Source organism: Streptomyces sp. NPDC028314, from assembly GCF_055565795.1.
On record NZ_JBVHTP010000010.1, the window covers coordinates 95,322 to 112,490 of the forward strand.

General features: G+C 73.5%; 14 protein-coding genes. 5 read left to right on the forward strand and 9 right to left on the reverse strand.

Features of this window, described 5'->3' with window-relative positions; all coding sequences use genetic code 11:
- Positions 1-34: 34 nt before the first annotated feature.
- Positions 35-3,670, forward strand: coding sequence for an AfsR/SARP family transcriptional regulator (locus ACZ4TG_RS22945; RefSeq protein ID WP_468165684.1), 3,636 nt, complete (start codon positions 35-37; stop codon positions 3,668-3,670).
- A 59-nt stretch (positions 3,671-3,729) separates the two neighbouring features.
- On the opposite strand, the gene ACZ4TG_RS22950 is transcribed toward ACZ4TG_RS22945, so the two are convergent.
- The 3 genes from ACZ4TG_RS22950 to panB form a co-directional block, all read right to left on the reverse strand.
- On the reverse strand, positions 3,730-4,584 hold the full coding sequence (locus tag ACZ4TG_RS22950; RefSeq protein ID WP_468165686.1) for an ABC transporter permease: 855 nt from the start codon (positions 4,582-4,584) through the stop codon (positions 3,730-3,732).
- Positions 4,581-5,612: an ATP-binding cassette domain-containing protein gene (locus ACZ4TG_RS22955; RefSeq protein WP_468165688.1), complete on the reverse strand. Its 1,032-nt coding sequence runs from the start codon at positions 5,610-5,612 to the stop codon at positions 4,581-4,583. Before ACZ4TG_RS22955 ends, ACZ4TG_RS22950 begins: the two co-directional genes overlap by 4 nt.
- A gap of 188 nt (positions 5,613-5,800) precedes the next feature.
- The gene (gene panB / locus ACZ4TG_RS22960; protein WP_468165690.1) at positions 5,801-6,661 is read right to left on the reverse strand and encodes a 3-methyl-2-oxobutanoate hydroxymethyltransferase; all 861 of its coding nucleotides are present in this window, start codon (positions 6,659-6,661) and stop codon (positions 5,801-5,803) included.
- Between the two features lie 297 nt (positions 6,662-6,958).
- On the opposite strand from panB, the gene ACZ4TG_RS22965 reads away from it, so the two are divergent.
- Positions 6,959-7,987 (forward strand): endonuclease/exonuclease/phosphatase family protein, encoded by a 1,029-nt coding sequence (locus tag ACZ4TG_RS22965; RefSeq protein WP_468165692.1) that lies wholly within the window; start codon positions 6,959-6,961, stop codon positions 7,985-7,987.
- A 71-nt stretch (positions 7,988-8,058) separates the two neighbouring features.
- Here ACZ4TG_RS22965 and ACZ4TG_RS22970 read toward each other — a convergent pair whose 3' ends face one another.
- Positions 8,059-9,813 carry an NAD+ synthase gene (locus ACZ4TG_RS22970; RefSeq protein ID WP_468165694.1) on the reverse strand — a complete coding sequence of 585 codons (1,755 nt, stop codon included), beginning with the start codon at positions 9,811-9,813 and terminating at the stop codon, positions 8,059-8,061.
- An 80-nt stretch (positions 9,814-9,893) separates the two neighbouring features.
- Positions 9,894-11,246, reverse strand: a complete 1,353-nt coding sequence (locus ACZ4TG_RS22975; protein ID WP_468165696.1) for a DUF4352 domain-containing protein — start codon at positions 11,244-11,246, stop codon at positions 9,894-9,896.
- A 293-nt stretch (positions 11,247-11,539) separates the two neighbouring features.
- On the opposite strand from ACZ4TG_RS22975, the gene ACZ4TG_RS22980 reads away from it, so the two are divergent.
- A complete protein-coding gene (locus tag ACZ4TG_RS22980) occupies positions 11,540-12,241 on the forward strand; it encodes a DUF998 domain-containing protein (RefSeq protein ID WP_468165698.1) in 702 nt (233 codons plus the stop codon).
- Entirely contained in the window at positions 12,238-13,137 is a 900-nt protein-coding gene (locus tag ACZ4TG_RS22985; RefSeq protein ID WP_468165700.1) for an alpha/beta fold hydrolase, read from the forward strand. The genes ACZ4TG_RS22980 and ACZ4TG_RS22985 overlap by 4 nt, the downstream gene beginning before the upstream one ends.
- Here the strand turns inward: ACZ4TG_RS22985 and ACZ4TG_RS22990 are convergent.
- The 4 genes from ACZ4TG_RS22990 to ACZ4TG_RS23005 form a co-directional block, all read right to left on the reverse strand.
- Entirely contained in the window at positions 13,134-13,553 is a 420-nt protein-coding gene (locus tag ACZ4TG_RS22990) for a CBS domain-containing protein (RefSeq protein ID WP_468165702.1), read from the reverse strand. The genes ACZ4TG_RS22985 and ACZ4TG_RS22990 overlap by 4 nt on opposite strands.
- Before the next feature lie 165 nt (positions 13,554-13,718).
- Positions 13,719-14,432: a DUF305 domain-containing protein gene (locus ACZ4TG_RS22995; protein ID WP_468166163.1), complete on the reverse strand. Its 714-nt coding sequence runs from the start codon at positions 14,430-14,432 to the stop codon at positions 13,719-13,721.
- Positions 14,433-14,446: 14 nt separating this feature from the next.
- A complete protein-coding gene (locus ACZ4TG_RS23000) occupies positions 14,447-15,100 on the reverse strand; it encodes a DUF3105 domain-containing protein (RefSeq protein ID WP_468165704.1) in 654 nt (217 codons plus the stop codon).
- A 73-nt stretch (positions 15,101-15,173) separates the two neighbouring features.
- Entirely contained in the window at positions 15,174-15,584 is a 411-nt protein-coding gene (locus tag ACZ4TG_RS23005; RefSeq protein ID WP_468165706.1) for a hypothetical protein, read from the reverse strand.
- Between the two features lie 173 nt (positions 15,585-15,757).
- Between ACZ4TG_RS23005 and glnA the strand changes: the two genes are divergently transcribed.
- The gene (gene glnA / locus ACZ4TG_RS23010) at positions 15,758-17,119 is read left to right on the forward strand and encodes a type I glutamate--ammonia ligase (protein WP_351040235.1); all 1,362 of its coding nucleotides are present in this window, start codon (positions 15,758-15,760) and stop codon (positions 17,117-17,119) included.
- Positions 17,120-17,169 lie beyond the last annotated feature (50 nt).

Consider the following 17,169-nt stretch of genomic DNA (forward strand, 5'->3'; position numbering starts at 1 on the left):
CGGTGCGGGGGCCGGGGGCAGCGACAATGGGCCGGTGCGCTACGCGATTCTCGGCACTGCCCAGGCCTTCAGCGACGACGGGACCCCCGTCGCCGTCGGCGGAGCGCGCCTGCGGGCGCTGCTGACGGCGCTCGCGCTGCGGCCGGGCCGCACCGTGCCGGCCGGGCTGCTGGTCGCCGAGGTTTGGGACGGGGACCAGCCGGCCGACGCCCCGGCCGCGCTCCAGGCGCTGGTGGCGCGGCTGCGCCGGACGATCGGGCACGCCGCCGTGCGCTCCGCGGAGGGCGGCTACCAGCTGGCCGCCGACCGCGAGGACATCGACCTGTACCGCTTCGAACGCCTGGCGCGCGCCGCCGCGGCCGAGCCGGACCCGGCCCGGGCGGCGGCGCTGTACGACGAGGCCCTCGCGCTGTGGCGGGGGCCGGCGCTGGCCTCGCTGGCCGGTCCGGCGGGGGAGTCCGCGCGCTGGGATGCCGTACGGATGGACGCGCGCCGGGGCCGTATCGCCGCGGCCCTGGCGCTGGGCGAGGCGGAGCGGGTGCTGCCCGAGCTGGCCGTCCTGTGCGCGGAGCAGCCGCTGGACGAGCCGTTGCACGTCCTGCGGATCCGCGCCCTCGGCGCGGCGGGGCGCCCCGCGGAGGCGCTGGCCGCCTACGACGAGGTCCGGCGGGACCTCGCGGACCGCCTGGGCGCCGACCCGGGCCCGGAGCTGCGCGCCCTCCACGCGGCCCTGCTCGCCCCGCACCCGTCGCCGGGCCGCGAAGCCCACCCGTACCCCGCCCCCGTCCCGCCCGGCCAGGGCGCGGCCGGTACCGTCCCGCCCCGCCGTGCCGGGTACGGGCAGTCCCCGCCGGAGCCGCCGCAGCTCGCCCCCGCCCCGCCCGGCCAGGGCGCGGCCGGTACCGTCCCGCCCCGCCGTGCCGGGTACGGGCAGTCCCCGCCGGAGCCGCCGCAGGTCGGTACCGCCCAGCCCGGCCAGGGCGCGGCCGGCTCGCTCCCGACGTACCAGGGCGCCGGCCCGGACGCGCCAGTTCGGCCTGGCCAGGGCGCCAGCGCCCTGGTCCCGCGCCGGGACCCGGCCGTCCCCGTCCCGCCCGGCCAGGGCATCGGCACCGACGCCCCCGTTCCCCCCGGCCGGGGGAACCTGCGGGCGCGGCTCACCACCTTCGTCGGCCGCGAGGACGACATCCGCGTCATCGGCGCCGACCTCGCCCGCGCCCGCCTCGTCACCCTGCTCGGCCCCGGCGGCGCCGGCAAGACCCGGCTGTCGCAGGAGGCCGCCGAGGCGCACGCCGCAGGCGGCTGGCCCGACGGGGTGTGGTTCGTCGAACTGGCCCCCGTGGACGACCCGGAGGACGTGGCCGAAGCGGCCCTGGCCGCGCTCGGCGCCCGCGAGACCAAGCTGCGCGGCGCCGCCGCCGAGGAGTTGCGGGCACTGACCGACCGCGCCGGGGACGATCCGCTCGACCGCCTAGCGGAACACTGCTCGCGCCGGCGCCTCCTGCTGCTCCTCGACAACTGCGAGCACGTCATCGGCGCCGCCGCCGAGCTGGCGGAACGACTCCTCACCCGCTGCCCCGGCGTGCAGATCCTGGCCACCAGCCGTGAACCCCTCGGTGTGCCGGGGGAGTCCCTGCGCCCGGTGGAGCCGCTGCCCGACCCCGTGGCGCTGCGGCTCCTCGCGGACCGCGGGGCCGCCGCCCGGCCCGGGTTCAGCGTCGACGACGACCCGGCCGCGGCCGCGGAGATCTGCCGCCGCCTCGACGGGCTGCCGCTCGCCATCGAGCTGGCCGCCGCCCGGCTGCGGCTGCTGACCCCCCGTCAGATCGCCGACCGCCTCGACGACCGGTTCCGCCTGCTCACCGGCGGCGCCCGCACCCTGCTGCCCCGCCAGCAGACCCTGCGCGCCGTCGTCGACTGGTCCTGGGACCTCCTCGACGAGCCCGAACGGGCCGTCCTGCGCAGGCTCTCCGTCTTCGCGGGCGGCTGCGACCTCGCCGCCGCCGAAGCCGTCTGCGCCGGTCCCGGCCCGCAGGACGTCGCCGCCGTGGACGTCCTCGACTTCCTCGGCTCCCTCGTCGACAAGTCCCTCGTCGTCGCCGCCCCGGGCCCCGACGGCGACATGCGCTACCGGCTCCTGGAGACCGTCGTCGAGTACACCGCCGAGCGCATCGACGAGGTTCCCGGCGACCGCGCGGCCACCGAACGCCGCCACCTCACGCACTACCGCGAACTCGCCCGCACCACCAGTCCCCTGCTGCGCGGCCACGGCCAGCGCGCGGCCGCCGAGCGGCTGGCCACCGAGTACGAGAACCTCCGCACCGCGCTGCGCCGGGCGATCGCCGCCCGCGAGACGGACGAGGTGCTGTGCCTGGTCCACTCCCTGGCCTGGTACTGGCAGATGCACGACCTGCGCGCCGAGTCCCGGCACTGGGCGACCGCCGCGGGCGCCCTCGGCCCGAACCCCTTCCTGCCGCCCGTGACCCCCGCCGAGCCGGTCCACGAACAGCTCGTGGACTCGCCCCCGCCGTACAGCGGGGAACTGCTCACCGAGGCCTGGCGCGGCATCCGGCTGATCGAGATCGCCACCCGCGACCACACCAACGAGGGCTGGAACTCCCCGGAGATCCGCGCCCAGGTCGAGGGGGTCGTCGCCGCCTACCGTCCCGGCCTGCCCCAGACCTGCCGGACCCCCGCGGGACTGTGGATCTACGCCGTCATGATCGCCGGGGACCCGGGCCTGCTCAAGCACGTCATCGACGTCACGGTCGACACGGCCCGCAAGCTCGACTACCGCTGGGAGCTGGCCGCCGCCCTCCAGATGCGCGCCAACGTCCTGGCCAACCGTGCCGACTGGGCCGGGGACGCGGCACGCGACGCCGAGGAGAGCCTGGCCGTCTTCCTGTCGCTGGGTGACCGCTGGGGCTGCGCGGAGGCCCTGTCGGCCCGCGCCGAATCCCGTGAGAAGCGGGGCGAGTTCGCGCTGGCCGCCGAGGACTACCGGTCCGCGATCGAGCACGCCCAGCGGCTCGGCGCCCCGTCCCAGGTGACGGCGCTGCGCGTCCGGATGGCGGGGGTCCTCATGGAGGACGGACAGGGCGACGAGGGCGAGGCGCTCCTGACCGAGATCCTCGCCAGCCCCCGGATCCACGGCAGCGAGGCCATGCCGGCCGCCCGGATCTTCCTCGCCGGATGGTACGGGCGCACCGGCCGTGTCGAGCTGGCGCGCGCCGAACTCCTGGCGCTGCGCGAGGACTTCGCTGTCGGCGCGTTCGCCATCTTCGACGGGTTCCTGCTGGGCACGCTCGCGTGGCTGGACAACCAGGAGGGCAAGTACGAGCCGGCCCTCGCCCTGCTCCGGGAGGCCATGGCCATCACGCGGGACCCGCTCGCCCTGATGGTCGCCCCCCAGCTCCCGGCCGTGTACCTGATGACGGCGGCCGTCGCGCTGGCCGGGCTGGGCGGTCGCTCCTGCGCCCTGGACGCCGCCCGCCTGCTGGGCGCCTACCGGGCCCTGCTGCCGCCCGGCCACTTCTCCGTCGCCGTCGAACGCGCGGACGCCGCCCTGGCCGAGAAACTGGCGAGGGCGGCGCTGGGCGACGCCGCCTACGAGGACGCGTACGCCGAAGGCGGCGGCCTCACCCTGGAGGAGGCCACCGCCCTCTTCTGACCCGGTCCCCCGAACGGGGCCCGTCCCGGGACGCGATCCGGAACGGACCGGTCCGCGGGTCAGGTCTTCTGGCGGAACTTCCGTACCGCGAGCGGCATGGTGACCAGGGTGATGCCCGCCGACCAGGCGAGGGTGATCCACACCGAATGGGCCACCGGGCCGCCGTTGATCAGACCGCGCGCCGCGTCGGCCAGGTTGGACAGCGGGTTGACGTCGGTGAAGGTCTGGAGCCAGCCCGGCATCGTGGAGGGCGGGGCGAAGATCGAGCTGCCGAACTGGAGCGGCATCAGGACCAGCATGGCCATGCCCTGGACGGCCTGCGCGGTCTTCATGGTGAGGCCGAGCAGGATGAAGATCCACATCAGCGAGGCGCCGAAGACCGCCGACAGGCCGATGGACAGGAGCAGTTCGACCACCGAGGTCTTGATCGACAGGCCGAGGATGAAGCCGACCGTCAGCAGGATCGCGATGGCGACCATCATGCGGCCGAGCTCGACGACGATCTTGGCGATCAGGACCGAGGACCGGGCGATCGGCATGGACCGGAAGCGGTCCATCACGCCCTTCTTGAAGTCGTCGTTGACGCCGGTGCCGACACCCATGGCGATGTTCATGCCCATCATGGCCATCAGACCCGGGACGACGTAGTTGACGTACTCGCCCTGGTTGCCCTTGCCGGAGATCGCACCGCCGAAGACGAACACGAACAGCAGCGTGAAGATGATCGGCATGAACAGGACGTCGAACATCGACTCGGGGTCCTGCTTGATCTGGAGCGCGTTGCGGCGCACCAGCGCGCCGATGTGCCGCAGGTTGGCCCGCAGGCCGATCCGGCCCTCGTCGGGCAGGGCCTGCGCCGCGGCCGCCGGGGCGGCCGCGGAGCTGCTGGGCTTGGACGTGGTTACGGTGCTCATGCCGCGACCTCCTCGGTCTGCTGGGCGGGAACGGAGTCCTCGGCGGAGGGCTTCTGCCCGGTGATGGACAGGAAGACCTCGTCGAGGCTGGGCAGGTACGTGCCGAGGTCGGCGATGGGGTAGCCGCGGGCGGCCAGCAGCCCGACCACCGCGGTCAGCTGCTCGTCGCTCAGGATCGGGACGAGGAGCACGCCCTCGTCCGGGACGGCCTGCGAGCCGGCCACCCCGTCGAGCCCGGCCTCCGAGAGCGCGCGGGCCATGCCCGGCAGATCGGCGCCGGCGACGGGACGGATCCTCAGGGTGCGGCCGCCGACACGGGCCTTCAGCTCGTCGACCTTGCCGTTGGCGATGACCTTGCCCTTGTCGATGACCGTCAGCTCGTTGGCGAGCTGCTCGGCCTCCTCCATGTACTGGGTGGTCAGCAGGACGGTGGCCCCCTCGGCGACCATCCGCTGCACCTCGTCCCACACCTCGTTGCGGGTACGGGGGTCGAGGCCGGTGGTCGGCTCGTCCAGGTACAGCACGGCCGGGCTGCCGATCATCGAGGCGGCCAGGTCGAGCCGGCGGCGCATGCCGCCGGAGTAGTTCATCACGGCCTTCTTGGCGGCCTCGGTGAGCGAGAACCGCTCCAGCAGCTCGTCGGCGCGGGACCGGGAGTCCTTGCGGGACAGGTCCAGCAGCCGGCCGATCATGTAGAGGTTCTCCCAGCCGGAGAGCTTCTCGTCGACCGAGGCGTACTGACCGGTCAGGCCGATGGTGCGGCGCAGCTGCCGCGGCTGGCGGACCACGTCGAAGCCCGCGACCGTCGCGGTCCCGGCGTCCGGGGTGATCAGGGTGGAGAGGATGCGGACCAGGGTGGTCTTGCCGGCGCCGTTGGGCCCGAGGACCCCCAGGACGGTTCCCTCGCGGACATCGAGGTCCACGCCGTCGAGGGCCTTGGTCTCGCCGTAGTGCTTGACCAGCCCCCGTACCTCTACGGCGTGCGAGCCGTTCAGGGGATTGTTGTCGTTTCGCGTCATGTCCACCATGGGACCATCCGCCACTGACAAAGCACCGACAGCCGACCGACAGCCCACCGACACGCGACCGACGGGCAGACGACGGCCGCCGGACGGGCAGACGACGGCCGGCGGGACGGACGGCGACGGCCCGTCGGCGAGGGAGCCGACGGGCCGTCCGTGGAGCTCCCGGGGAAGTCCCGGTGCCCCTCCCGCGATCAGTGGAAGGCGTGCTCGGCCTGCGGGAACGTTCCGCCGACCACGTCCTCGGCGAAGGCCTTCGCCGCGTCGTTCATGGTCTGCCGCAGGTTCGCGTACTGCTTGACGAACTTCGGCATCTTCCCGCCGGTCAGGCCCATCATGTCCGTCCACACCAGCACCTGCGCGTCGCACTCCGACCCGGCACCGATGCCGACCGTCGGGATGTGCAGGGACCGGGTGACCTCGGCGGCCAGTTCGGCCGGGACCAGCTCCAGGACCACCGCGAAGGCGCCCGCGTCCTGCGCGGCCTTCGCGTCGCGCAGCAGCTGGTGCGCGGCCTCGTCGCCGCGGCCCTGCACCCGGTAGCCCATGGCGTTCACGGACTGCGGGGTCAGGCCCAGGTGGGACATGACGGGGATGCCGGACTGCACGATCAGCTCGGTCTGGGCCAGCGAGCGCTCGCCGCCCTCCAGCTTCACCGCCCCGACACCGGCCTCCTTGACCAGCCGGGTCGCGCTGCGCAGCGCCTGCACGGGACCCTCCTGGTAGGAGCCGAAGGGCAGGTCGCCGATGACCAGGGCCCGGCCGGTGCCGCGGACGACGGCGGCGGACAGCAGGGTCATCTCGTCCATCGTCACCGGGACGGTGGTCTCGTAGCCGAGGTGACAGTTGCCCATCGAGTCGCCGACGAGGATGACCGGAATGCCCGCCTCGTCGAACACGGACGCGGTCATCGCGTCGTACGCGGTGAGCATGGGCCACTTCTCGCCGCGCTCCTTGGCCAGGGCCAGGTCGCGGATGGTGATGCGGCGCGTTCCCGTGCCCCCGTACAGGGTGGGGCCGGAGGTCTCGCGGGCAGGCGAAACGGCAGGCGTCATTGCAACTGCTCCTTGTGTCATCTCGAGGCGCCCTCACGGCGTCCCCGGACTCACCCACCATGGTGGCACCTGCCGGGCCCGGGACGGAAGTGCCACGATGACCGCTCCGTCACACTCCCGGCCCCCCTCCGGCCGCGCCACGCCCAATGTGCGCGTTTCGTGACAAGCGGAACCCGGACCGTACGGCCGTTCGTCCTCCCGGAGGTACGGCCGGAACGGACGGCACCGATGGCTCCGTACATCGCCTAGGGTCAAGGGGCGGGGACGGAGCGCGAGCACGGCAGCGAGGGCAGTGGCATGGCACAGGCGTACATGACGGAGACGGGGAACGGCGGCTCGGACCCCGAGCCCTCCGGATCCGGCCTCCGGCGCCGACTGGCCGCCCTGCGCCACGACCGGGGGATCTGGCGGCGCGGGATCGTCATCGCCGCGTTCGCGGTGCTGATCTCACTGGTGATGATCTTCCACGCCGTGCTGCCGAACGACGTCGGCAACCTCGCCAGCCTCACCGAGACCTTCCTGCCCTGGCTGGGCCTGGCCGTGCCGGTGCTGCTGGTCGGCGCGGTGGTCCGGAAGTCCGCGACCGCACTGATCGCGATACTGCTGACCGCCGCCGTGTGGGCGAACCTCTTCGGCGGGCTGGTCACCGACAAGTCCGGCTCCGGCGGCAACCTCATGGTCGCCACCCACAACGTCGACGCCGACAACGCCGACCCGCGCGGCACCGCCGAATCCGTCGGCCGGTCCGGGGCCGACGTGCTGGCCCTGACCGAGCTGAAGTCGGGCGTCGTCCCCGTCTACGAGAAGGCACTCGCCGGGACGTACAAGTACCACTCGGTCGAGGGCACGGTCGGCGTCTGGAGCAAGTTCCCGCTGACCTCCAGCGCGCCCGTCGACATCAAGATGGGCTGGACCCGGGCCATGCGCACCACCGTGGCCACCACGAACGGCCCGGTCGCCGTCTTCGTCGCCCACCTGCCCTCGGTCCGGGTGAAGCTCAACGCCGGGTTCACCGCCAATCAGCGCGACAACAGCGCCAACGCGCTCGGCGCCGCACTGGCCTCCGAACCGCTGAAGAAGGTCATCCTGCTCGGCGACCTCAACGGCACCATGAACGACCGGGCCCTGTCCGAGGTCACGTCCCAGATGCGCTCCACCCAGGGCGCGGCGGGAGACGGGTTCGGATTCAGCTGGCCGGCCCAGTTCCCGATGGCCCGCATCGACCAGATCATGGTCCGCGGGATCAAGCCGGACGCCTCCTGGACCCTCCCGCGCACCGGCAGCGACCACCTCCCGGTCGCGGCGCGGGTGACCGTGAAGAAGTAGCGCCGTACGCGCACGCCGGGGCCCCGGCCGCTTCCGAAGCGGCCGGGGCCCCGGTCTGCGTGCGTACGGCGCTACGCGTGCTCGCGCCAGCCGTTCGTGATGGGCAGCCGGCGGTCCTTGCCGAAGCCCTTCGCGGAGATCTTGGTGCCCGGCGGGTACTGGCGGCGCTTGTACTCCGCCGTGTCCACCAGCCGCAGGGTCCGGGCGACCAGCTCGCGGTCGAAGCCGGCCCCGACGATCGCGTCGATGCCCTGGTCGCCGTCCACGTACATCGCCAGGATCGCGTCGAGCACCGGGTAGTCGGGCAGCGAGTCCGTGTCCACCTGGCCCGGGCGCAGCTCGGCGCTCGGCGGCTTGACGATCGAGTTCTCCGGGATCGGCGGGGCCTCCCCGCGTTCGGCGGCGGCCCGGTTGCGGTACCGGGCGAGGCGGAAGACGTCCGTCTTGTAGACGTCCTTGATCGGGCCGTAGGCCCCGACCGAGTCCCCGTAGAGCGTGGAGTAGCCCACGGCCAGCTCGGACTTGTTGCCCGGGGCCAGCACGAGGTGGCCCTCCTGGTTGGAGACCGCCATCAGCAGGGTGCCGCGCAGCCGGGACTGGAGGTTCTCCTCCGCCAGGCCGGTCAGGCCCAGCGAGGCCATGTACGCGTCGAACATCGGCTCGATCGAAACGGTCCGGAAGTTCAGGCCGGTCCGCCCGGCCAGGTCCGCGGCGTCGCCCTTGGAGTGCTCCGAGGAGTACTTCGAGGGCATCGAGACGCCGTACACGTTCTGCGCGCCGATCGCGTCGCAGGCGACGGCGGCGACGAGCGCGGAGTCGATGCCGCCGGACAGCCCGATCAGGACGGAGCGGAACCCGTTCTTCTTGACGTACGCGCGCAGGCCCACGACCAGCGCGTCGTAGATCTCCTCGTCGTCGTCGAGGCGTTCGGCGTAGCCGCCGGGCACGACCGGCTCGTACGCCTCCACCGGCTCCTCGGACAGGATCACGCGGTCGATGCGCAGACCGTCGTCGACGATGCCCTCGGGGGCGTCGGCGCGGGCGGCCGGCAGTTCGAGGTCGACCAGTACGCAGCCCTCGGAGAACTGCGGCGCGCGGGCGATGACCTCGCCGTCGCCGCCGACGACGATCGAGTCCCCGTCGAAGACCAGCTCGTCCTGGCCGCCGATCATCGCCAGGTAGGCGAGGGTGCAGCCGGCCTCCTGGGCCCGCTTGCGGACCAGCTCCAGGCGCAGGTCGTCCTTGTTGCGCTCGTAGGGGGAGGCGTTGATGGAGACCAGCAGCCCGGCACCGGCGGAGCGGGTGGCCGGGACCCGGCCGCCCTCCTGCCAGAGGTCCTCGCAGATCGCGAGGGCGACGTCCACGCCCCGCACCCGGATCACCGGCTGGGTGTCGCCCGGCACGAAGTACCGGAACTCGTCGAACACGCCGTAGTTGGGGAGGTGGTGCTTGGCGAAGCGGAGGACGACCTCCCCGCCGTACAGCACGGCGGCCGCGTTCTCCGGGGAGCCGGCCGGGCGGCCGAGCCGGGGCGTGGCCCTCTCGGTGCGGTCGAGGTAGCCGACGACGACCGGGAGGCCTCCGAGGCCCTCGGCGGCCAGCCGCTCCGCGAGTTCGCGCAGCGCCGCACGCGACGCTTCGACGAAGGAGCCGCGCAGGGCCAGGTCCTCGACGGGGTACCCGGTCAGCACCATTTCCGGGAACGCCACCAGGTGGGCGCCCTGCTCGGCGGAGTGCCGGGTCCAGTGGACGACCGAGTCGGCGTTGGCGGCGATGTTGCCGACATGCGAGTCGATCTGATTCAGAGCGAGGCGTAGTTGAGGCACGGGCCCAGTCTAATCGTCTTTCTGACGCAATGTCCTGGGCCCGCCCCGAATTCGCCGTGATTCCGCGGGCGGGAGACGGATCAGCGGACCGGTCCGCTGAACTTCACCGGGTTCAGCAGGGTCCCCGGGGAGATCTCCGCGGTGATGTTCCTGGTGCCCTCCGGGACCTCGAACGCCGAGGTGCCGCTCGCCGAGGCGCCCGGCTCGATGGTGCCGGAGACCGACTTCGGGACGGTGCCGTCGAAGACGAGCTTGCCCCGCTCGCCCTGCTCGTCCTTCACGCTGGGCTGGGCGTAGATGACCTTGTGCGGCTTGTCCGAGGTGTTGGTGATCGTGATGTCGACGCTCACCGCGTTGCCGACCTCCAGGTACTTGCTCTTCGTGACGTACTTCTTCGGCTGCGACAGGGTCACCTTGATGCCGTTCGGGTACGTGAACGTCTCGCCGAACGCGATCGGGGTGCTGATGCCCGGGCCGGAGGTGGGGCCCATGTCGGGCAGGTCGTACGGCGAGGAGTAGGACGGCATCGGGTACGGGGTGGGATCGGCGTCCAGGTCGTCCAGCTCGTCCTGCTCCCGCTCGATGCGGTCTTCGAGGCGCTGGGTGAGGTCGTGGGCGACCTCCATGCTGATGAACCAGCCGCCGACCGAGGCGAGCAGGCTGACCACGCCGAGGATCGTGCCGGCCAGCGCCATCGTCTTGCGCGGCGCGCCCCGGGAGGCGGCGACCATGGCGCCGATACCGACGCCGAGGCCGATCAGGCCGAGGAGGGTGCCGCCCCAGAACACGAACGGGATCAGGGCCGTCGGGATGGCGATGAGGCCGAGGACCAGGGAGCCCACCGCCATGCCGTTGGCGGACGGGGGCGCGGCCTGGGGGTAGCCCGGGTAGCCGGGGTAGCCCGCGAATCCGGGATGTCCCGGGTGGCCGGGGTAGGCCGGGGGCTGCGCGCCGCCGTACCCGCCGCCCATGGGCTGGGCCCAGGGGTTGGCGGGGGCGCCCGGGGCGCCCGGGGCGCCGAAGGGGCCGGCCGGTGGAGCGGGGGGCGCCGCGGGTCCCGGGGTGAGCGGGGCGAACGGGGACGGGGCGGGCGCGGCCGGGACCTCGGGCGCGGCGGGGGCGGGCTGCGGTGCCGGTGCCGGGGGCTGCGCGGCGGCCGGGGCGTCGACGAGGGTCGGGGCCGACGCGTCGGCGGGCGGGGCGGGCGGGGCGTCGGCGGGCGCCGGAGCCGGGGCCGGGGTGTCCGCGGGTGCGGCGGGCCCGGCTTCGGCGGGTGCGGCGGGCGGGGTGTCGGCGGGGGCCGGGGTCTTCTTCAGCGACGGGCCCCGCGCGGGTTCGGCCGGCCCGGGTATCGGCGCCCCGGGTACGGGCGTGCCCGCCGGCTCCGTCGGCGGACCGGTCGGGCTGCTGGGCGGGTTGGGCGGCGTACTCATGCCTGGGGTGTCCTCTGGAGCGTGGCGGCGGTCTGCCGCAGCGGGCTGGGTGGTCCGCCCGAAGCGTCCTGGCGGGCTGCGGCGGCGATCACCCACCCTGCCACGCCCCCCGACCCCCTCCAAGCCGATTCCCGCCCCCCGAGCGGCAGGTGCCGAATTGAGCAGATCTGCCGGGATTTCCTGAGCGCGGGCAACGGACTCGGCCGCAGGTGCGTCTTCCCGGGCACGGGAGTCGCCCGGACGGCCGAGCGGCGGGCCCCGTGGCCCCGGACCTGCTTAGGATCAGTTGCACCATGGACACGAACGGCTCGCCCGTACGGAACGCGTGGCCGGTCGCCGCCCTCGTCGGGCTGGGCGCCGCCGCCTACACCGCCTGGGTGCTCGAAGTCGTCCTCTCCACCGGTCTCAACCCCATCGAGACCTACGTCAGCGAACTCGCCGCGCAGGACCAGCCCCTCGGCGGCCTCTTCCGGGCCACCGACTTCACCGCCGGCCTGCTCGTCTTCGCCGGCGGCCTGCTCGCGCTGTTCCGGCTGGCCGGGAACCCCGGCTCGCGGCGCCCCTGGGCGGTGACCGGCTGGGCCGGCGTCACCCTCTTCGGCGCGGCGACCGCCGCCGACGCCTGGCTGCCGCTCAGCTGCGCGCCCACGGTGGACCCCGTATGCGCCTCCCGGGAGACCGCCGGCCTCGTCCCGGCCACCCATCAGGCCCACGCCGTCAGCAGCAGCCTCGCCATGACCGGCGCCCTCGTCGGGATCGTGGCCCTGACCGTCGCCGCCCGCCGCTATGGCTGGTTCGCGCCGCTCGCCCGCTACGGCCCCGCGCTGGTCGCGCTGGAACTGCTCGCCACCGTCTGGACCCTGTCCGCCATCGCCCTGTTCACCGCCGGTCGCGGGACCTGGGCCCTGGGCGCCGGGCAGCGGCTCCAGGTGCTGTTCGTGGCGCTCTGGCTGGGGCTGCTGGCCTGCTCCGTGCACAAGGAGCGCCGTACGTGAGCCCCGAACAAGCGCGGTTCGTCCGCCCGGCCGGAGGCGACGGCGTCGTCCTCCACGCCGTCGTCGAGGGCGGCGGGCCCGTCGTCGTGCTCAGCGCCGGGCTGGCCATGGCCTGGTTCGACTGGGACCCCGTCGCCCGGCTGCTCGCCGCCGGGGGCCGGACCGTCGTCCGCTTCGACCGCCCCGGGCACGGGCTCAGCGCCCCCGCCGTGCGGCCGCCGACCGCAGCCGGGGAGGCCCGCCGGATCGCCGCACTGCTGGACGCGCTGGGCCTGGGCGCGGACCCGGTCACCGTCGTCGGGCACTCGATCGCCGGGTTCCACGCCGAGGCCTTCGCCCGCCTGTACCCGGAGCGGACCGCCGCCGTGGTGCTGGTCGACTCCAGCGTGGAGGAGGACCCGCGTACGGCTCTGCCCGCCGCGCTGCGCACCGGCGCCGCCCGCGTGCTCGGCCGCGCGGTGGCCGCCGCCGGGCTGCCGGCCGCACTGGGCCCGGCGGCCCGCAGGGCCACCGTCCGGGCGTCGCGGGCGGCCGGGGGCGACCCGGCCGCGCGGGACCTCGTACGCCGCTGCTACCGCACGAGCCGGGTCTGGCGCGGGGCCCTGCTGGAGAACTCCCGCTACCCGGACGCGGCCGCCGAGGTGCTCGCCCTGCGCGCGCTGCGTCCGCTGGCGGCGCCCGCCACCGTGCTCGTCGGCCACGACGGCACCACCGGGCGCGGGGCGCTGCGCTGGCTCGGGCGGCAGGCGGCGCTGGCCGACCGGCTCGGCGCGCGCTTCGAGGTCGCGGAGCCGTCCGGGCACCTGGTCATGCTGGACCGCCCGCACCAGGTGGCGCGGGCGGTCCTGGCGGCGGCCGAGCGCGAGGGTCCGCGCTCGCCCGTCAGCCTCGTCTAGCGGCCCGCGTACACCCGCTCGGCCCAGGTGGCGATCTGCCCGTCGGAGAGGTGCTTGGCCAGGTCGGCCTCGCTGATCATGCCGACCAGCTTCTTGTCCTTGATCACCGGCAGCCGCTTGATCTGGTGGCTCTGCATCTCGTCGAGTACTTCGGAGACGTCCGCGCCCGCGTCGATCCAGCGCGGAGTCCCCTTCGCCATGTCGCCCGCCGTGACCTGGGCGGGGTCGTGCCCCTTGGCCACGCAGCCCACCACGATGTCGCGGTCGGTCAGGATGCCGCAGAGCCGTTGCTCGGCATCACTGATGGGCAGCGCACCCACATTGAGCCGTGCCATCAGCTGTGCGGCCCGGTCCAGGGTCTCGGTGGCGGGGATCCACTGGGCCCCGGGGTGCATGATCTCTCCGGCGGTGGTCATCGCGTCAACCTCCTGAGCGCGCCGTTGCGGCGGGCGCGGATGCGTCCGCTTCGACGCCCTCGTCCCCATCGTCATTCGGCTGTTCGGAGTACGCGACCGCACCCGGCGCAGCACACGCCCGTACGGGTGAGAAGACGCCTCCCACCACGGTACGGGCGTGCCCCGTCAGCCGCGCGGCGCGGCCCCGCGCTGCTTGAGCATGTCCGCCATCAGGGTGAGCTCCGACTGCTGCGCCTCGACCATGCCCTCGGCCAGCTTCCGCTCCGCCGCGGTCCCGCACCGGTCGGCGCAGCCCCGGGCCATCGCGACCCCGCCCTTGTGGTGGTCGGTCATCAGCTGGAGGTAGAGCACCTCCGCGTCCCGGCCCTCCAGGGAGCCGAGCCGCGCGAGCTCCTCCTTGGTGGCCATGCCCGCCATCAGCGCACCGGGCTTGGCCGTGGCGCCGCCCATGTCGTGGCCCGCCGTGCCCTCGTGGCCGCCGTGCCCGTCACCGCCGTGCCCGTCGCCCGTGGACCCGTCGCCCGTGCCCATCCAGGACATCGGCGGCTCGTCCGCCAGCACCTTCGGCAGCCCCCACAGGTCCAGCCAGCCCAGCAGCATGCCGCGCTGGTTGGCCTGGGTGTTGGCGATGTCGTACGCGAGACTGCGCACCGCCTCGTCCTTGGTGCGGTCGCGGACGACGAAGGACATCTCCACCGCCTGCTGGTGGTGCACCGCCATGTCCCGGGCGAAGCCCGCGTCCGGCGAGTACAGCGCCGGGGCGCGGGACGACGTACCGGAACCGCTGCCGCCGCCGCTCGCGGTGGCCACCGTGGCGCCCACCGCGAACAGCACGGCCAGGACGACGGCCGCGCCCGCGGCCCAGTACGTCCGGTGCACGCCGTTCGTACGGGTCACTTGTCGGCCAGCCCGTTGGTGCAGGCCGCGCCCGGCTCGGGGGTCTGCGGGCCCTGCACGTACTTGGTGAAGAACTGCGCCACCCGCGGGTCGTCGGCCTTCTCCACCGTCAGCTGCTTGCCCCACGCGCTCAGCATGATCGCGCCGGCCTGCTCCTTGTCCGGGCTCATCAGCGTGTACGGCGTCTTGGAGACCTTCGCGGCGAGCGTGTCCACGTCGGCCTTGGCGGCCTTCTCGTTGTACGTCACCCAGACCGCGCCGTGCTCCAGCGAGTGCACGGCGTTCACCTCGGGCAGCGGGTTCTGGTAGACGTCGCCGTTGCAGTTCGTCCAGCGGGGGTGGTGGTCGCCGCCGACCGGCGGGTTCATCTCGTACTTCACGGGCGTCTCGACGTGGTTGCGGCCCAGCGTCTTGGCGTCCCAGCTCTGCTCGCCGCTGACCGGCGCCTTGCGGGCGGCGGCGGCGTCCTTCTCCTCCTGCTTCTGGTTGATCAGCACCCAGGAGCCGAAGCCCACGAGGCCGGCGACGATCGCCGTCGAGGCCGTGATCGCGATGATCTTATTGCGCCGGTCGCGTGCTTTCTCGGCGCGGCGCATCTCGGCTATGCGCGCCTGGCGGGAGTTGTTGTCCGGGGAGGTCCTGCTGGCCATGTGCCCTGGTTCCTTCTGCTGAGGGGGGTGGAGGGTGGATCCGTCGGTGCTGCGCCGCGTGGCGCCGGACCCGTCAGGTCCGCAGCACCTGGAGGGCGTGCAGGTCGGGGGCGCGCGCCAGCGTCCCGGGCGGCCGGACCGGCCCGGCGGGCGCGGGGCGCGCGGCGGACACCGGCCCGGCCCCCGGCACGGTCACGGCGGGCGGCGGGGCGGGCAGTACCGCCGGGGTCACGTGGGAGTGCGGGGTGCAGCCCGGCAGGTCGTACGGGGCCAGGCAGACGGCGTGCGGCGCGCCGTGTGCGGGCCCGGCGAGCCCGGCCGCGGGCAGGGCCGAGAGCTCGGCCGCGGGCCGGGTGTGGGCCTCGCCGGCCCGGACGCACAGGAACACGGCGCCGAACAGCACCCCGAGGGCGAGCAGCAGGACGGCACGCCGAGCGGCGGGACGGCCGTGGCCCCCGCGTTTCCCGTGTTCCCAGCCCCCCATGGGCGCAGATGGTAATGCTCATGACCGCTCCGAGGTCAGTGCGGGGGTGCCACGAGCTTTCAGGGGTGCGTAATGTGGCGGAAACCACGGGTGGCGATACTGGGCCGGCCCGACTGTGCTCCCCCCTCCGGGGGCGGTGGTGCACAGGCCGTCTGAACTGCGAGGATGAAGGCATGGACAAGCAGCAGGAATTCGTCCTCCGGACGCTCGAGGAGCGCGACATCCGCTTCGTGCGCCTGTGGTTCACCGACGTACTGGGCTTCCTCAAGTCCGTCGCGGTCGCGCCGGCGGAACTGGAGCAGGCCTTCGACGAGGGCATCGGCTTCGACGGCTCCGCGATCGAGGGCTTCGCGCGGGTCTACGAGTCCGACATGATCGCCAAGCCGGACCCGAGCACCTTCCAGATACTGCCGTGGCGCGCCGAGGCCCCCGGGACCGCGAGGATGTTCTGCGACATCCTGATGCCGGACGGGTCCCCCTCGTACGCGGACCCCCGGTACGTGCTCAAGCGCATCCTGAACAAGACCTCCGACCTGGGCTTCACCTTCTACACCCACCCGGAGATCGAGTTCTTCCTGCTGAAGGACAAGCCGCTGGACGGCACCCGCCCCGTCCCGGCGGACAACTCCGGCTACTTCGACCACACCCCGCAGAACGTCGGCATGGACTTCCGCCGCCAGGCGATCACCATGCTCGAATCCATGGGCATCTCGGTCGAGTTCAGCCACCACGAGGGCGCCCCCGGCCAGCAGGAGATCGACCTCCGCTACGCCGACGCGCTCTCCACGGCCGACAACATCATGACCTTCCGCCTGGTCATGAAGCAGGTCGCGCTGGAGCAGGGAGTCCAGGCCACCTTCATGCCGAAGCCCTTCTCGGAGTACCCGGGTTCGGGCATGCACACCCACCTCTCGCTCTTCGAGGGCGACCGCAACGCCTTCTACGAGTCGGGCGCCGAGTACCAGCTGTCGAAGGTCGGCCGCTCGTTCATCGCGGGCCTGCTCCGCCACGCGGCGGAAACGGCGGCGGTGACCAACCAGTGGGTGAACTCCTACAAGCGCATCTGGGGCGGCTCCTCGCGCACCGCCGGCTCCGGCGGCGAGGCCCCCTCGTACATCTGCTGGGGCCACAACAACCGCTCGGCCCTGATCCGCGTCCCGATGTACAAGCCGGGCAAGACGGGCTCCTCGCGCATCGAGGTCCGCTCGATCGACTCCGGTGCCAACCCCTACCTGACGTACGCCGTCCTCCTCGCGGCGGGCCTCAAGGGCATCGAGGAGGGCTACGAGCTCCCCGCGGGCGCCGACGACGACGTCTGGGCCCTCTCCGACGCGGAACGCCGCGCGATGGGCATCGAGCCCCTCCCGCAGAACCTGGGCGAGGCCATCTCCCTGATGGAGCGCAGCGAACTGGTGGCGGAGACCCTGGGCGAGCACGTCTTCGACTTCTTCCTGCGCAACAAGAAGCAGGAGTGGGAGGAGTACCGCTCGGAGGTCACGGCCTTCGAGCTCCGCAAGATGATGCCGGTGCTGTAGCCGCAGGTCAGCGGCGACACCCCCGTCACACGGCACCCGGGCCGGCGGCA